The 15,337-nt window shown below is 36.8% G+C and carries 16 protein-coding genes; 10 read left to right on the top strand and 6 right to left on the bottom strand.

The genetic code is table 11. The features are described from left to right. Window positions 1-104: 104 nt before the first annotated feature. The 3 genes from EPL02_RS14950 to EPL02_RS14940 form a co-directional block, all read right to left on the bottom strand. Window positions 105-680 (bottom strand): hypothetical protein, encoded by a 576-nt coding sequence (locus EPL02_RS14950; RefSeq protein WP_094912479.1) that lies wholly within the window; start codon window positions 678-680, stop codon window positions 105-107. A 118-nt stretch (window positions 681-798) separates the two neighbouring features. Next, window positions 799-1,716, bottom strand: coding sequence for an iron-hydroxamate ABC transporter substrate-binding protein (locus EPL02_RS14945; RefSeq protein ID WP_131888140.1), 918 nt, complete (start codon window positions 1,714-1,716; stop codon window positions 799-801). A 133-nt stretch (window positions 1,717-1,849) separates the two neighbouring features. After that, complete coding sequence (locus EPL02_RS14940; protein WP_131888493.1) at window positions 1,850-2,098, bottom strand: SunI/YnzG family protein; 249 nt, start codon at window positions 2,096-2,098, stop codon at window positions 1,850-1,852. A 280-nt stretch (window positions 2,099-2,378) separates the two neighbouring features. On the opposite strand from EPL02_RS14940, the gene EPL02_RS14935 reads away from it, so the two are divergent. Then, window positions 2,379-2,954: a hypothetical protein gene (locus EPL02_RS14935; protein ID WP_131888139.1), complete on the top strand. Its 576-nt coding sequence runs from the start codon at window positions 2,379-2,381 to the stop codon at window positions 2,952-2,954. A 63-nt stretch (window positions 2,955-3,017) separates the two neighbouring features. Here EPL02_RS14935 and EPL02_RS14930 read toward each other — a convergent pair whose 3' ends face one another. Continuing rightward, the gene (locus tag EPL02_RS14930) at window positions 3,018-3,701 is read right to left on the bottom strand and encodes a CPBP family intramembrane glutamic endopeptidase (protein WP_131888138.1); all 684 of its coding nucleotides are present in this window, start codon (window positions 3,699-3,701) and stop codon (window positions 3,018-3,020) included. Window positions 3,702-3,844: 143 nt separating this feature from the next. Between EPL02_RS14930 and EPL02_RS14925 the strand changes: the two genes are divergently transcribed. Continuing rightward, the gene (locus EPL02_RS14925; RefSeq protein ID WP_131888137.1) at window positions 3,845-4,801 is read left to right on the top strand and encodes a GH25 family lysozyme; all 957 of its coding nucleotides are present in this window, start codon (window positions 3,845-3,847) and stop codon (window positions 4,799-4,801) included. A 21-nt stretch (window positions 4,802-4,822) separates the two neighbouring features. Here EPL02_RS14925 and EPL02_RS14920 read toward each other — a convergent pair whose 3' ends face one another. Both EPL02_RS14920 and lexA read right to left on the bottom strand, forming a co-directional pair. Next, on the bottom strand, window positions 4,823-6,268 hold the full coding sequence (locus EPL02_RS14920; protein ID WP_286175455.1) for a magnesium transporter CorA family protein: 1,446 nt from the start codon (window positions 6,266-6,268) through the stop codon (window positions 4,823-4,825). A gap of 107 nt (window positions 6,269-6,375) precedes the next feature. Further along, window positions 6,376-6,996, bottom strand: a complete 621-nt coding sequence (lexA, locus tag EPL02_RS14915; RefSeq protein WP_094912472.1) for a transcriptional repressor LexA — start codon at window positions 6,994-6,996, stop codon at window positions 6,376-6,378. Window positions 6,997-7,141: 145 nt separating this feature from the next. Here lexA and yneA point away from each other — a divergent pair, with 145 nt between their 5' ends. From yneA to EPL02_RS14875, 8 genes are all read left to right on the top strand, one after another. Further along, a complete protein-coding gene (gene yneA, locus EPL02_RS14910; protein WP_094912471.1) occupies window positions 7,142-7,477 on the top strand; it encodes a cell division suppressor protein YneA in 336 nt (111 codons plus the stop codon). Between the two features lie 75 nt (window positions 7,478-7,552). After that, window positions 7,553-8,224: a YneB family resolvase-like protein gene (locus tag EPL02_RS14905; protein WP_131888136.1), complete on the top strand. Its 672-nt coding sequence runs from the start codon at window positions 7,553-7,555 to the stop codon at window positions 8,222-8,224. Between the two features lie 64 nt (window positions 8,225-8,288). Then, entirely contained in the window at window positions 8,289-8,519 is a 231-nt protein-coding gene (locus EPL02_RS14900; RefSeq protein ID WP_094912469.1) for a DUF896 domain-containing protein, read from the top strand. A gap of 179 nt (window positions 8,520-8,698) precedes the next feature. Then, window positions 8,699-10,705, top strand: a complete 2,007-nt coding sequence (gene tkt / locus EPL02_RS14895; RefSeq protein ID WP_131888135.1) for a transketolase — start codon at window positions 8,699-8,701, stop codon at window positions 10,703-10,705. 141 nt (window positions 10,706-10,846) lie between these two features. Beyond that, window positions 10,847-11,287, top strand: coding sequence for a sporulation inhibitor of replication protein SirA (gene sirA, locus EPL02_RS14890; protein ID WP_094912465.1), 441 nt, complete (start codon window positions 10,847-10,849; stop codon window positions 11,285-11,287). Between the two features lie 90 nt (window positions 11,288-11,377). Beyond that, on the top strand, window positions 11,378-11,590 hold the full coding sequence (locus EPL02_RS14885; RefSeq protein ID WP_025908276.1) for a YneF family protein: 213 nt from the start codon (window positions 11,378-11,380) through the stop codon (window positions 11,588-11,590). A gap of 227 nt (window positions 11,591-11,817) precedes the next feature. Then, window positions 11,818-13,584 (top strand): ABC transporter transmembrane domain-containing protein, encoded by a 1,767-nt coding sequence (locus EPL02_RS14880; RefSeq protein ID WP_131888134.1) that lies wholly within the window; start codon window positions 11,818-11,820, stop codon window positions 13,582-13,584. After that, complete coding sequence (locus tag EPL02_RS14875; protein ID WP_131888133.1) at window positions 13,574-15,334, top strand: ABC transporter ATP-binding protein; 1,761 nt, start codon at window positions 13,574-13,576, stop codon at window positions 15,332-15,334. Before EPL02_RS14880 ends, EPL02_RS14875 begins: the two co-directional genes overlap by 11 nt. The last annotated feature ends 3 nt before the right edge of the window (window positions 15,335-15,337 follow it).

The following is a 15,337-nucleotide window of genomic DNA, read 5'->3' as shown; positions in this document are numbered from 1 at the left end:
CCAAAATAGTTATGTTAAGTATAGAATGTTTTATCTATTTAAATATTCTATAATAAAAACTATTTTGTTCAAGGGGCTATCATTTTTTTAGAGCAGTAGAATATTTAACATTGTAGATAATTATTTAAATAAAAGTATCCAATTATAATTGGTACATAAGTTGAGGCTGTTGGGTCAAGCAATCTTAGTGAGTGTACGCCGTCTTTTAAATGATATAAATCTGATTTAAACGTACCCACATGTTTCTCGTTCTCTGAAAAAACCTCTACATCAGGGCCTAATTCGCTAGAAGCTATAATAAACACCCTTTCGTCAATAACAATTTCTTTCGCTCCTTCTTTGTCAATTGAAAATGAACTTTTTCCTAAGACAAATCCAACTTCTTTTTCATTTTGTATAATGTCCCATGTCCTATCTCCACTTTGTCGAATGTGAAGTGTCTGGTTGTTGTATGTAATGTTTAAATTAACTTGAAACATATCTAATAGAAAGTGACACCACAAGGGCTGGAGGCGCGTGAAAAACGGTATAAAATCGCTAAGAATAAAGACCAAGCTCTTTACGAATAAGTTTGGATACGTTCTTTTTAATGCTATTTCTTCATCACCTTGCTTTGGAGTGATTTCAATAACTTTAGAAGATGACTTTAGTAAAGGATAGTTGAATAAATAGTCGTTCATTGGTTATTCCTTTCGAATTTGTCTTGTATATATTATATACTTTTGGGTTTGTTTGCGAGCAAGAAGTAAATATAGAAAAAGGCAGAAAATCCTGTACAAGATTCCCTGCCTCTTTCTATTATTCTCCTAGAAATGATTTTTCATAAAAGCTTAAAAGGTGTTCTAGCGTAATAGGATCGCTGTAAGTTGATGCTTTGGCATTGATTTCAAAAACCTGGCCATTTTTTACAGCAGGGATGTTTTTCCATACTGCTGTTTTTAAAAATGAATTGTCCCCGTCTGCATACTTACTTAAAATCATATAATCACCAGCAAATTCAGGAAGAAGCTCGGCAGAAATCGTATGAATACCGGATTTAAGCGCCGTTTCTTTAACTTTTTCAGGCATGTTTAAACCCATAGCTTGATATAAGATTTCCGTTCCGCGTGCGTAGTTGTTTCCAAACACATAAAATTCTTTGTTGCCACTTTCAATAACCGAAACTGTCGCGTCTTCACCAATTTTTGCACGAATTTCTTCACCAGCAGCAGCTGCACGCTTTTTAAAATCATCGACCCATGCGGTAGCTTCAGCTTCTTTATTTAGTAGCTTTCCGATTTCAATTTGCTGTGATAAATAGTCAAGCTTCCCCCATGTAAAAGCAACGGTAGGAGCAATTTCGCTTAATTTTTTTATGTTTTTCATTTCTGAGCCAGCAATGATTAAATCAGGCTCTAGCTCCATAATTTTTTCTAAATCATCTTCTGATACAACTTCTACCCCTTTTACTTTTTCTTTAAAAAGTGGGTTTGCGCTGCTCCATTCATCAATCCCAACGATGTTGCCATCTAGAGACATTACGTTAGGGCCGTTAGAAAGAGCGATAATACGCTTGGGACTTTTAGGAACTTCTATCAATCCATTTTCAGCTTCATACGTAAATGTTTCACTTTTGTTTCCACCTTCGTTTTGAGAGACCGTTTCTGCGTTGTTACCACACGCACTCACTAGTATCGCAAGCAACAGCAAAAATGGAATAGTTAAGAGCTTCTTCAGTGTAATCTACCCCTTTATGTATATTGTTAATAATGATAATCATTTTCAATTATATAGTAGAAGAAAACATTGTCAATAAAAAGTACTAAATAAAAACCTTTGAGAGTAGTGTCAAAGGTTTTTAGACAAAGCTTTATGAAATTTCTTTTAAAATAGCAGGAAGGTTTGTTGTGAAAAGGAGATAGGTTTGCTTTTTGGTTTTGATGCAAATTCGATCAGTCGTTCCGTATGGTGTACCAATACGAATTGCGTCATCTTGTTGACCACCATATGTATTATCTTCTTGAATCTCAATAATGTCATCAAGAGGAATCGTAAACGTAGAGAGCTGCCACTTAATAACTAACTGTTCATTCGTCTTTTTGACTGTAATCCCAAACATCATATCACCCTTCCAATATATATAACATTATTTTACAATTGAACCAAATATCAAACAAGTAATTTTCTACCACTTAGATAGGTGGGTTGAATGGAAGGAAGGGTTATTAACGTTTATATCGCATCAATTTTTAAAACCAAAAGAAGTTGTAAAGAATTTGGAAAATCTTATAGAAAAGCAAAGCCACGTTCAAACGTACGATTGGACACAGTTTCTACCTTTACATAAAAATGAAAAAAGAGGGCATAGATAAGTGTACGCTCTATGGAGGGGGATTTTGATGAGTGAAGAACAGTATTGGCAAACGATTCATAAAACCCAAGATCAGCTAAACCATTTATTTTATGATTATTGGAAGCAGTATTCAGATTTTGGAAACTGGCAGTTTTGGGCTGTTTTAGCATTAGCAGTATTACCGCTTGTGTTACTTTGTTTTACGGTAGACCGAAAACGAATTTTTGAGCTTTTTTTCTTCGGCTATACGGTGCATATTCTATGGACTTATATTGATATTGCGCTTGGGCGAAGTAACCACCTTACACATGCTTATTTTCTAATTCCGATATTACCAAACGCATCTAACATCACCGCTTCTGTACTTCCAGTTGGCTTTTTACTTCTCTATCAATATTGCACAAAACACAGTAAGAACTTTTATGTCTATACCATTATAGTAAGCGCGCTCTTTGCATTTGGCTTAGCGCCGTTAGAAAAAAGTTTAGGGTTAATTGAAGCGCGTAAGAGCATGAATTTATTTTACGTGTTTCTAATAGACCTAGGTATTGTATACTTTGCTTATTGGATTACTAAATGGCTATTAAATATTCAAAAGAAAGAGCAAGCTTTAGATAAATAAAAAAAGAATGTTGAATACTCAACATTCTTTTTTTATTTAAGCAGAACAGGTGTGTATCAACATTTAAGCCAGAGCTGCCAATACAATCGCAATTCCGTTAAAAACGCCGTGGATAATCATTCCCGGTACCACAGAACCTGTTTTTTCATAAGCCCAGCATAGAATAATGCCAGATATGAAATTAACTAGCAATGTATTGTAGGTTGGCAAGTGAGCCAATGTAAATAATAATGAGCTGATAAGAGTGGCAGTGAAAATACCCCATCGTCGAAACCAACGATACAGAAAACCTCGATAAAAAATTTCTTCGTATACAGGAGAAACAATACTAGCTGATATAAAACCAATCATAAAATTCATAAAGGTTAAACGTGATTGAAGACTTTCAGTTTTTTGATTGCTTGTACCAATGCCAAGTAACTCCATTACTATCACAGCTATCATACTCATCATAATTAATAGAAGAGTTAGCCAAGCAATGGTTATCCAAGCCTTTTGAGGGAATGTTTTTAATCCTACTTCTGTCCAAGGAAGATGATTAGGCCGTAAAGCTACTACGTAAACACCTACTGTGAAAAGAATGGCCATCACCAATCCAGTTAATGTACCCGCATATAAATCATTTTGTAAAACAGCGTTTAGCTCTTTTCTGAAAAAATATTCAATTGCAATAGGTACAACAATAAACACAAGGCTTAATAATAGCGTTAGTTCTTTCCAACTCCATATACGCTTATTCCAATTCATTTTTTCAACTCCTAAGTAATGGGCTGCCTTTATGTATATTAGCTGTACATGAAGAATATCCTTTTTAATTTTGATTGAGGTTATTGCTTTGCATCAATGCTTTTTTCTGCTAGGGTAGTACAAAAGCATAGGAGCGTGATGATATGCAAAATCGTAGTGTGCATAATCCATTGATTATTGATGTGTCACATCATCAAGGGAAAATTGATTGGAACCGAGTAGCTAGATCCGGCGTGCAGGGGGCATATATTAAGTTAACAGAAGGGAAAACGTTTACAGATCCAAGGGTATATGAGAATTACGATGGAGCTAAGAGAGCTGGTTTACCTGTTGGCTTTTATCACTATGCGCACTGTACCAACGACCCTAAACAGGAAGTGGCCTTTTTTTTACAGCAGCTTCAGTCAATGGAGTTTGATTTTCCCCCATGCCTAGATTTAGAAGTCAATAAAGGGAAAAGTCCTGAGTTTGTCTCTAGGTTTGGACAAGCATGGCTAAAGGAAATGGAGAAAAATACAGGTGTACAGCCGTTGTTATATAGCGGCTACCACTTTGCTAAAACATACTTCTCAAAGGAACTTTCTCATTATCCTCTTTGGATTGCTCGTTATAGTAGCAGCAAACGCGCAGAAGGATTTGATTGCCCAGGAAATCTACTTGGTTGGTCAGAATGGGCCATGTTTCAGTATACAGATCAGGGGAAGGTTGACGGAATTTCTACACATGTCGACTTAAATGAAATGAACATTGCGTTTTTTCAAGATATCACTGAGGCCAAGCACGGCATACTAAGCACCGTGGCAACCTCTTTTCAACAAATAAAAAGTCAATTTGTGAAAAGACCTAAATCTGCTCTCCCCAAGAGCATATTAAAAAAGGGAGCAAGGGGAGAAGAAGTATACACGCTTCAAAAAGCTCTGGCATCAGTTTACTTTTATCCTAATAAATCGGCTCCTAATCATGGCATAGATGGAATTTATGGAGCAAATACGGCTGATGCTGTTGCTCGTTTTCAAAAGGTCTATTTGCCAAAGGAAGTAGATGGAATTTACGGACCGAATGTTCGAGTAAAATTAGAGAAAGTGATGAAAGAACAATGACGAGCATAGAACCTATGCTCGTCATTGTTGAAGGCGGTCTTTAATTAGCTTATATAGGGCGTTTATACCTAGGCTAATGCTAATTGTAATTCCTGATAAGGCAACGATAAAGGCGATGTATTCAAACATTGAATAATCTTTTATCGCACTCCAATTTAGGTTTTTATTCCAGCTTTCGATAACTAAGTTCATTCCATAGATACCAGATAAGACAGTATAGATTGTTAAAATTAATAGTAGATAATTATGCCGCTTCCCTGCAATTTTTTCTTGATTTTGATATAAAGTCCCAAGTGTTTCTTTCACTTCTTGATAGAGTGAATCAATGTGAAACGTCTTTTTGAAAAGTCTAGAAAATTCTTGCCCTTCCGTTCGGGAACTGATTTCTAAAAACAAGTATTTACCCGAAAAGAGCGTGATGGAGCGAATGAGTCGTTCAATGTCATTTTGGTCTTTTTCAAATGTAAGCTGAGAATATTGATAAGATAGTTTCAATAGTACAATCTTATAAAAGAAATGTAAAAATAAATTATAGTAGTGCTGACCAAATAGATGATTCATTAACATTTGATCCGTCTCTTCATCAGCTGAATGTGAAATACAAGAAAAGACGTGATCTGTTACAACATAGTATGTTTCGGGCGTCCATCGTTTGTAGACGTGTTGATCATTGTATTCATCAATATATTGTTGGTTTCTAGCCGAAATAAATGGTTTACCGCCAGTATCATAGCTGTTCAGTTGTCCAGTTCGAAATAATGTTCCACTGCTAATAGGCTGTTCATTGTTGACAGTCACATAGCTTAGTACGTACATGCGTTCATCAATAAAATAAGGCAAACTTCCAAAGTGTTTACTGTGCTGTGTTTCTTGCTCAATATAAGGTTTTAGAAACGGTGTTAAATTTGAAAAAATATAATCTTGCACTTTATCATAGGTTTTATTTTCGTATGTAATGGTTGCTCCATGCTCTTCAGCCAGTTTAGGCTCCAATACGCGAAACTGATTCATAAATTCAATGACGTCATCGTACGAATAATGGTTTCCCTTTACTTCGGTACGAATCGTCATTACACCGATTTCAAATGGGCATAAAAAAATATCAATAGACAACACTTCGCTTAAAATGGTTGACGCCTTTGTTTCAAATATAATCTCTTGATTCATTTTTTTTGAAAATCGAATAAGTCCAGTTTCTTTCGTTGATTGAGGAAAAAGAATACATTCAATATAAGGAAGAAAATATTGATCAAGACTAGCATGAGAAACAAAGTAGTCCTCGCTATAAAATTTCTTTTCTAAATCTTTATTTTCTAGAGAAAAAAAGTCAAACTCATGTTTATTAAGAGCGGAAATTAAATCTTTTTTCTCTTTTCGATTAAAAGAAAAAGGAAACAAGAACATATTCATTGCACGATTAGGTGTAATATCTTGAAAAGGAGAGTTCATTGCTTGCGGCTTATTCACTAAAAAATCCCTCCCTTACGTTTTTCATTGTGGCTCTTTAAGTAATATACCTATATTTGACCAAAAAAAAACATAAAGAAACCAGCTGATTTTCCAGCTGGTTTGTTTTAATGAATAGAACGGTATACTCCAATGACTTTTCCTAAAATAGTTACATGGCGTAAGATAATAGGTGCCATTGTAGAGTTTTCTGGCTGTAAGCGAACAAAATTATCTTCTTTAAAGAAACGTTTTACAGTTGCTTCGTTGTCTTCGGTCATTGCTACAACAATATCGCCGTTATTAGCTGTTTGTTGTTGGCGAACAATTACCATATCTCCATCTAAGATACCAGCTTCAATCATACTTTCTCCCATGATTTCTAGCATAAATACTTGCTCATCAGGAGAGGCATACTTGTCAGGTAATGGAAAGTACTCTTCTACATTTTCAATTGCAGTAATTGGAAAACCCGCCGTAACTTTACCAATAACAGGAACATTTATCACTGCGCTGTGTGGAATGGTCACATCAGCCTCTGCTTGAAGAATCTCAATTGCTCTTGGTTTTGTTGGATCTCTACGAATTAGACCTTTGCTTTCTAAACGAGCTAAGTGCCCGTGAACTGTTGAACTAGATGCTAAACCAACTGCTTCACCAATTTCACGAACAGATGGCGGATATCCTTTTAATTTCACTTCATGCTTAATGAAATCTAGTATTTCTTGTTGCCGTTTTGATAGCTTCATATATTTCACCTCATCTTTAGCTATTCTTTGCTATAAATTATATCATGGCTATATATAATATACAAACATAAGTTCGAAAAAACCCATTGACAGAAACGGGTGTTCGCAATAAAATGAGAACATACATTCTGAGGGGGGATTTGAGATGAGACCATTAATTGAATCTATTAAGCATTACACTACCTTTTTTGTGGTTATCGCCGCACTTACATATGTCTTGACGTTGTTATTAGGAGCAGATAGAGTGGAGTTAGAAAAATACACAACTGTTACCATTGCAAAGGGTGATACTATTTGGGAATTATCCCAAGAATATAGTAAGCATCATAATTTATCACCAAACGAATTTGTAGAATGGGTCCAAAATATGAATGAGCTAACTGTTCCATCTACACAGTCGCTTTCTCCAGGAGATCAGCTATATATTCCGGTACTAAAATCTGAGTTAGCAAGTGATCATCAGATTGCTTTTGATAAATGAACTAGAACTACGAGTCCCCTGCTAAATGATGGTAGGGGTTTTATTATTTTGAAATAAAGAAAGGGAGCTAGATAGATGAAAGCAGTTATCTATTGTCGAGTAAGTACAGATAAAGAAGCGCAAGAAACATCGTTAAAGAGGCAGGAAGAAGAGTTAATGCAGCTTGCTAAGGTGCATAATTTTACAGTTGGTGAAGTTATCTCTGAAAAAGCAAGCGGTTATGAAGTTGACCGAGAAGGAATACTAGAAGTGTTAGAATTGGTAAAATCAGAAGGTGTTTCGACCTTGCTCATTCAGGATGAGACACGACTAGGACGAGGGAATGCAAGGATTGCTTTATTACACGCATTAAATAAGGAAAAAGTAGCAATTTATACGATTAGTCATCAGGGACAGCTACAGCTATCAGAAGCTGATTCCATGTTGTTAAACATCATTAGCTTGGTAGAGGAACATCAAAGGAAATTACATAATGCAAAGATTAAACGAGGGATGAAAAGAGCGGTTGCCAATGGTTATCATCCAGAGCATAATTTAAAGAACCAGCATGTAAACTCAGGTAGAGACCGAAAGGAAGTTCCTATAGAAGAGATTGTACAACTACGTAACAACGGCTTAACGTTTGCAGAAATTGCTGTCACCCTAAAGGGCTTTGGCTATAAGGTGTCAAAAGCAACTGTACACCGTCGCTATCAGGAGTACTGCGATGATCAAGGCGAGCTTCTTGCTAAAAAACAAGAGATTTAGTAAGATGTGTGTACGTATTGTATTATGGTTTAAATTGTATTAAAAAGCGAGGAGTTCTGACAAAATGTTGTCTAAAGATAAAATGGCACGAATCAATCACCTATCTAAAAAATCAAAGGCGGAAGGTTTAACAGAAGCTGAAGCCACAGAGCAGCAAGAGCTTCGTAAAGAATACTTACAAACGTTCCGTCAATCAATGACAAATCACCTTCATACAATCAAAGTCGTTGATGAAAAAGGGAATGACGTAACCCCTAAAAAACTGAAAGATAGCAAAAAGAAGCGTCTACACTAAGGCGATAGTTTGCTGTGGTGCAAAAACTAGAGAAATGAGTTTCTCTAGTTTTTTGTATATTTTTGCGTTTGGAAACGAAAAATGTAAAAGTACGAAAAAAAACGAATCAAATATTGTACAAAATCGTGAATCATTAGTATGATTACATATATACATAGTTTTGAAAGGAATGAAGAGTTATGACACAACGTATTGAAGATCTTTCAATTGCAACAATTCGTACTTTATCAATTGATGCTATCGAAAAAGCAAACTCAGGTCACCCAGGTATGCCAATGGGAGCAGCTCCAATGGCTTACACGTTATGGACAAAGTTTATGAACATTAATCCATCAAATCCAGATTGGTTTAACCGTGATCGCTTTGTTTTATCAGCAGGACATGGTTCAGCACTTTTATATAGCTTATTACACTTAGCAGGCTATGACCTATCAATCGACGATTTAAAAAACTTCCGTCAATGGGGAAGTAAGACACCGGGTCATCCAGAGTATGGTCACACAGCAGGTGTTGATGCAACAACTGGTCCATTAGGACAAGGAATTGCAATGGCAGTTGGTAAAGCAATGGCCGAGCGTCATTTAGCTGAAACATATAACAAAGAGGGACTTGAAATCGTTGACCACTTTACATACGGTATTTGTGGTGACGGAGACTTAATGGAAGGTGTATCAGCTGAAGCAGCTTCACTAGCAGCGCACTTGAAATTAGGTCGCCTTGTCGTGCTTTATGATTCAAACGACATCTCATTAGACGGAGATTTAGACCGTTCATTCTCTGAGAACGTAGAAGATCGTTTCAAAGCTTATGGATGGCAAGTAATTCGCGTAGAAGATGGAAATGATTTAGCAGAGCTTTCAAATGCAATTGAAGCAGCTAAAGAAGATCTTTCTCGTCCAACTTTAATTGAAGTTAAAACAACAATTGGCTATGGCTCTCCAAACCATGCAGGAACATCAGGCGTTCATGGTGCTCCACTAGGCGCAGATGAGACAAAATTAACAAAAGAAGCTTACAGCTGGACGTTTGAAGAAGATTTCTATGTGCCAGAAGAAGTTTATGCTCACTTTAAAGCAACGATTGCTGATGAAGGTGCAAAGAAAGAAAAAGAATGGAACGATGTTTTTGCTCAGTATAAAGAAAAACATCCTGAGCTAGCCGCTCAATTCGAATTAGCTGTCCAAGGTAAACTTCCAGAGGGCTGGGAACAACAATTACCTGTATATGAAACAGGTTCAAGCTTAGCAACTCGTGCTTCATCAGGTGAAGTATTAAACGCAGTAGCACAAGCTGTCCCTCAATTCTTTGGTGGTTCAGCAGACCTTGCTGGTTCAAACAAAACAATGATTAAAGGTGCAGAAGACTTTACTGCAAAAGCTTACAGTGGACGCAACATCTGGTTTGGTGTTCGTGAATTTGCAATGGGTGCAGCGCTTAACGGTATGGCTCTTCATGGTGGTGTAAAAGTATTCGGAGGTACATTCTTCGTATTCTCTGATTACCTACGTCCAGCAATTCGTCTAGCAGCATTAATGAAGCTGCCTGTTACGTATGTATTTACTCATGACAGTATTGCAGTTGGTGAAGATGGTCCAACACATGAGCCAATTGAGCAACTACCTTCATTACGTGCAATGCCTGGTCTATCAGTTATTCGTCCAGCAGATGCTAACGAAACAGCTGCAGCGTGGCGTTTATCATTAGAGTCTACAGATACGCCAACAGCGCTTGTGTTAACTCGTCAAAACTTACCGACTCTTGAGGGTACAAATGAAACTGCTTATGAAGGTGTTTCAAAAGGAGCTTACGTTGTAGCAAAAGCAGGTAAAGAACAAGCGGACGCACTTCTACTTGCAACTGGTTCTGAAGTAAGCTTAGCAGTAGACGCACAAAAAGCACTTGAAGCAGAAGGTATTTCAGTAGCTGTTGTCAGCATGCCATCATGGGATCGCTTTGAGAAGCAGTCAGCTGAGTACAAAGAAAGTGTTATTCCAAAATCAGTGAAAAAGCGCTTAGGTATTGAAATGGCTTCGACATTAGGTTGGGAACGTTACGTAGGTGACGAAGGTCAAGTTCTTGGCATTAACCACTTCGGTGCTTCTGCTCCTGGTGAAACAATTATGAAGGAATTTGGCTTCACAGTTGAGAACGTTGTAGCAAGAGTAAAAAGCATGTTAAATGCATAATTATTGAAAAAGAGCAGGTCCTTTGGGCCTGCTCTTTTTGTTTCGACAAAAAAACAAAAGAATTTTTGCATCAATAGACAACCATTGCAAGATGAACAAGCTATAATAAAAAAAATAAAAGGAGAAAGAAGGAGGAGAAGTATGAGAACATATGAAGTATATTTAATGGAAGACGAAGTAGCAAAAGCATATTTTCAGAGAGAGAAGCTTGTTTTTCAACTATTTGTGGATTATAAAATGAAGAGAGGCTTAGAAGATCAATATCTTCAAAAACAGGTTGAATACATTACAAGACCTCTTGCTATTTCATACATTCAGCGCGCAATACTTCAAACATTTTCTCAATACCCTCACTTCTTTATACACAATGATCATTTCGTTTTAGAATACCCACATAAAAAAAGTCGAGCTTCACTTAAAATAAATAGTCAATGTATAACGATTGAAGGAGATGGAAATGTTGATGCAGAGACCGCTTTCTTTGAAGTGCTGCGAAAGCTTGATGCGTGCTATTTAGCAATTAATTATGGGACAGAAGAGTACGGGTGGCTAAGACCTGTTAAAACAAGAAAATATGTGTAATTATTTAAGGAAATTAGTCTGGAAATATTGTATATTGGCGAATGATTTAGTACACTGTAAGGTAGACAACACGAAGGAGGAAGTTGTAGTATGTGGCCATATATTCTAGTTGGTATTCTAGCATTGCTTGCTGGGGTAGCGCTAGGATTTTTCATTGCTCGTAAATACATGATGAGCTACTTTAAGAAAAATCCACCAATTAATGAACAAATGTTAAAAATGATGATGATGCAAATGGGCATGAAACCATCACAGAAGAAGATTAACCAAATGATGAAAGCGATGAACAGCCAAATTAAATAACGGTTAATTGGACAGACACTCTCAGCTTAAAAGGGTGTCTTTTTTGTTCACTAAGCACTATAAGGTGGAATATAGCTAGCTTAATTATCAATGTGTTATAAAAAGCATCAACTCCTGCGTGTATATAAGTATGTACTGACGATGGTATGTGGTTGTGTTAAAATATGTAAACAGTATACCGTTTTAATTGTTAGAAAATATAGAAAAATAGGGGTAGTGGTGGGGCTGTGAATATATTTCGTGATTTGGGATGGTTTTTTAAGCAAGAAAAGAAAGCATATATTATAGGAATTTTACTTTTGATAGCGGTTGCTTTACTTCAACTAGTGCCACCTCGTGTTATTGGATGGGCAGTAGATGCTATTGAAAGTAAAAGTTTATCGAAAGAAACCCTTCTCCATATGGTGATCTTTTTAGGAGCAGCTGCTGTCGGCTCATATGGTATGAGGTACATGTGGCGAGTTATGATATTTGGGGCAGCTGTTAAACTGGCAAGGCAAATGCGTAATAAGCTGTATGAACACTTCACAAAAATGAATCAAACTTTTTATCAAAATAAACGCACTGGTGATTTGATGGCTCATGCAACGAACGATATTCAAGCTATTCAACAAACAGCTGGCATTGGTGTATTAACACTTGCAGATTCTGTTATTACAGGCGGTGTTGTATTAATAACAATGGCTGTAACAATTAGCTGGAAACTAACGATAATTAGCTTATTACCTATGCCCTTAATGGCCTGGTTAACGAGTAGATATGGCACGATGCTACATAAAAGATTTGGAGAAGCTCAAGCGGCTTTTTCCTCTTTAAACGATAAGGTACAAGAAAGTATTACGGGTGTAAAAGTTGTAAAAACGTTTGGAAAAGAAGCCTCAGAAGTCAATATGTTTACGAGACAATCAGCTGATGTTGTCGAAAAGAATATGAAAGTAGCGAGAGTTGATGCTTTATTTGACCCTACTATTTCGTTTATTGTGAGCTGGTCTTTTTTATTTGCTCTTATTTTTGGGTCACGAATGGTTGTAAGCAATGAAATTACGCTAGGAGAATTAGTTACATTTACTACTTACCTTGGGCTGTTAGTATGGCCGATGCTGGCGTTTGGTTGGCTTTTCAACATAGTCGAAAGAGGAAGGGCGTCATATGATCGAGTTTTTGCTCTGCTACAAGAAAAAAATGAGATTGTTGAGAGTGACCAACCTATTACAAAAAGCCCCAAAGGAGCGATTGTGGTACAGGTTAATCGCTTTGTATATCCAGGTACAGATGAAGTGGTTCTTAAAGATATCCACTTTGCCTTACAGGAAGGTCAGACGCTTGGAATTGTAGGGAAAACAGGAGCTGGAAAAACAACGTTACTAAAACTGCTTATTCGGGAATTCGATTTGACGGTTGGAGATATTTATTTTGATCAGCATAGCATTAAATCTTATAGCTTTGATTCTTTATATAATAGCATTGGTTACGTCCCGCAGGACCATTTCTTATTTTCAACGACAGTCGGAGAAAATATTGCGTTTTCGAATCTAGATGCTCCTTATTCAGATATAGAGCGAGTGGCACAGTTGGCACATGTTCATGAAGATATCATGTGCTTTACACATGGATATGACACCATTGTAGGAGAAAAAGGTGTTTCTTTATCAGGTGGACAAAAGCAGCGGTTATCAATTGCTCGGGCGCTATTACAGAATCCTCAAATGCTTTTTTTAGACGACTCACTTTCAGCAGTTGATGGGAAAACAGAAGCCCTTATTTTGAAATCTTTAAAGCAGCATCGTCAAAATAAAACAACAGTTATTACTACTCATCGACTTAGTGCAGTTGCGCATGCGGATTTAATTTTGGTCATTGAAGGTGGACAAATTATTCAGCGTGGAAGACATGAAGAACTTTTACAGGCACACGGATGGTATCAAGAAATGTATAAAAGGCAGCAGCTAGAAAAGATTGTAGAAGCTGGAGGCTATAAATATCATGAAAAATAGAGGAGTATTAAAGCGGTTATTAAGATATGCAGTTCCTCATCGCAAAGAATTTGCGCTTGCATTTTGTTTATTGTTGGTAGCCACCACGGCGGATTTGTTAGGTCCCATGCTCATCAAAGTGTTTATTGATACATATTTAACAGATCGTTATTTCCCTTTAGAGCCTCTCTTATTATTAGGAGTTGGCTACATGGTGTTGAATATGATTAAGGTGGTTATTCAATACTTTCAACAGCTTAGGTTTCAGAGGATTGCTTTAAACGTTATTCAACAAATAAGGATTGACGTGTTTTCACATGTACATAAGCTTGGGCTTCGGTATTTTGACCGAACATCAACGGGAAGTCTGGTCTCACGAATTACCAACGACACGGAAGCAATTAAAGAAATGTTTGTAGAAGTTATTGCAGTATTTATTCAAAACGGTGTCTTTTTAATTGGTATTTTTGTAGCCATGTTCATTTTAGATGTGAAGCTAGCTCTTTATTGCTTAGCGCTTTTACCATTCATTTTTTTCTTAATGAAAACATATCAGCATTTTAGTGGGATTTATTATACGAGGTTAAGAGAAAAACTCAGTCAGCTCAATGCAAAGATTCACGAATCGTTACAAGGTATGGGAATTGTTCAGATATTCAGGCAGGAAAAGCGTCTAAGGCGTGAGTTTGGAGATATCAATGAATCACATTATCAAGCTGGTGTACGTAATTTAAAGCTGGATGGTCTACTTTTAAGGCCAGCAGTTGACGTGTTGTATGTTCTCGCAATTATTGGTGTACTTAGTTACTTTGGTATATCAGTTTTAGATAGTCCGGTAGAAGTTGGAGTGTTGTATGCTTTTGTAAACTATTTGGAACGTTTTTTTCAGCCAGTTAACGAAATGATGCAGCGCCTTTCAATGTACCAGCAAGCCATGGTCGCTTCAAAGCGAGTATTTGAACTGATGGACGAAGGTGAAAAAGCCCCTTCTTTTATGAAAGACTCACAAACTACAATTAAGCGAGGTATGATAGAATTTAAAGGAGTTACTTTTTCTTACGACGGAAAGACGAACGTATTATCGAACATTTCTTTTTCAATTAAAGAAGGTCAAACCGTTGCGTTAGTGGGACATACAGGTAGTGGGAAAAGTTCCATTATTAATTTGCTTCTAGGTTTTTATACGCCAAAGAAAGGTGAAATTCTAATTGATGGTCAACCTCTTCAAACGTATAGTGAAGAAGAAATTCGAAAAAGCATTGGTCTAGTACTGCAAGATTCATTTATTTTCGCTGACACAGTTAACGCCAATATTTCTCTTCACGACCCTTTAATTTCAGAAGGAGACGTACGAGAAGCGCTGAAATTTGTACAGGCAACACCTTTTATTGAAGGTTTACCTAATAGTTATAATGAAATGCTTGTTGAAAGGGGAGCCACATTGTCAAGCGGTCAGCGTCAGCTCTTATCATTTGCTCGCACAATGGTGCGTCAACCCAAAATACTAGTTCTAGATGAGGCAACAGCACATATTGATACAGAGACAGAAGACGCTATTCAAGCTGTTTTAGGAAAGATGAAGGCCAACCGAACAACGGTGGCAATTGCTCATCGTTTGTCTACTATTCAACATGCAGACGCTATCTTAGTGCTACATAAAGGTGAAATTGTTGAAAGAGGTACTCATATAGAGCTGTTAGAAAAGCAGGGGCTTTATTATAGTATGTATCGGCTCCAGAACAATCAAGAAGAGGCTGTTAGAGAGATATAAAAA

Origin of the sequence: Bacillus sp. CBEL-1, assembly GCF_004348885.1 — a bacterium.
In the GTDB taxonomy this organism is placed as follows: Bacteria; Bacillota; Bacilli; order Bacillales; family Bacillaceae_H; genus Priestia; species Priestia aryabhattai_A.
The sequence above is the reverse complement of the archived record's forward strand: the minus strand, read 5'-3'. Positions and strand labels throughout refer to the sequence as shown.

Coding starts and splice junctions, on each gene's coding strand:
- EPL02_RS14900 (WP_094912469.1), top strand. CDS start 8,289: ATGTTGTCTAAAGATAAAATGGCACGAATCAATCACCTATCTAAAAAA.
- EPL02_RS14940 (WP_131888493.1), bottom strand. CDS start 2,098: ATGTTTGGGATTACAGTCAAAAAGACGAATGAACAGTTAGTTATTAAG.
- EPL02_RS14950 (WP_094912479.1), bottom strand. CDS start 680: ATGAACGACTATTTATTCAACTATCCTTTACTAAAGTCATCTTCTAAA.
- EPL02_RS14925 (WP_131888137.1), top strand. CDS start 3,845: ATGCAAAATCGTAGTGTGCATAATCCATTGATTATTGATGTGTCACAT.
- lexA (WP_094912472.1), bottom strand. CDS start 6,996: ATGAAGCTATCAAAACGGCAACAAGAAATACTAGATTTCATTAAGCAT.
- EPL02_RS14875 (WP_131888133.1), top strand. CDS start 13,574: ATGAAAAATAGAGGAGTATTAAAGCGGTTATTAAGATATGCAGTTCCT.
- EPL02_RS14935 (WP_131888139.1), top strand. CDS start 2,379: ATGAGTGAAGAACAGTATTGGCAAACGATTCATAAAACCCAAGATCAG.
- tkt (WP_131888135.1), top strand. CDS start 8,699: ATGACACAACGTATTGAAGATCTTTCAATTGCAACAATTCGTACTTTA.
- yneA (WP_094912471.1), top strand. CDS start 7,142: ATGAGACCATTAATTGAATCTATTAAGCATTACACTACCTTTTTTGTG.
- sirA (WP_094912465.1), top strand. CDS start 10,847: ATGAGAACATATGAAGTATATTTAATGGAAGACGAAGTAGCAAAAGCA.
- EPL02_RS14905 (WP_131888136.1), top strand. CDS start 7,553: ATGAAAGCAGTTATCTATTGTCGAGTAAGTACAGATAAAGAAGCGCAA.
- EPL02_RS14930 (WP_131888138.1), bottom strand. CDS start 3,701: ATGAATTGGAATAAGCGTATATGGAGTTGGAAAGAACTAACGCTATTA.
- EPL02_RS14885 (WP_025908276.1), top strand. CDS start 11,378: ATGTGGCCATATATTCTAGTTGGTATTCTAGCATTGCTTGCTGGGGTA.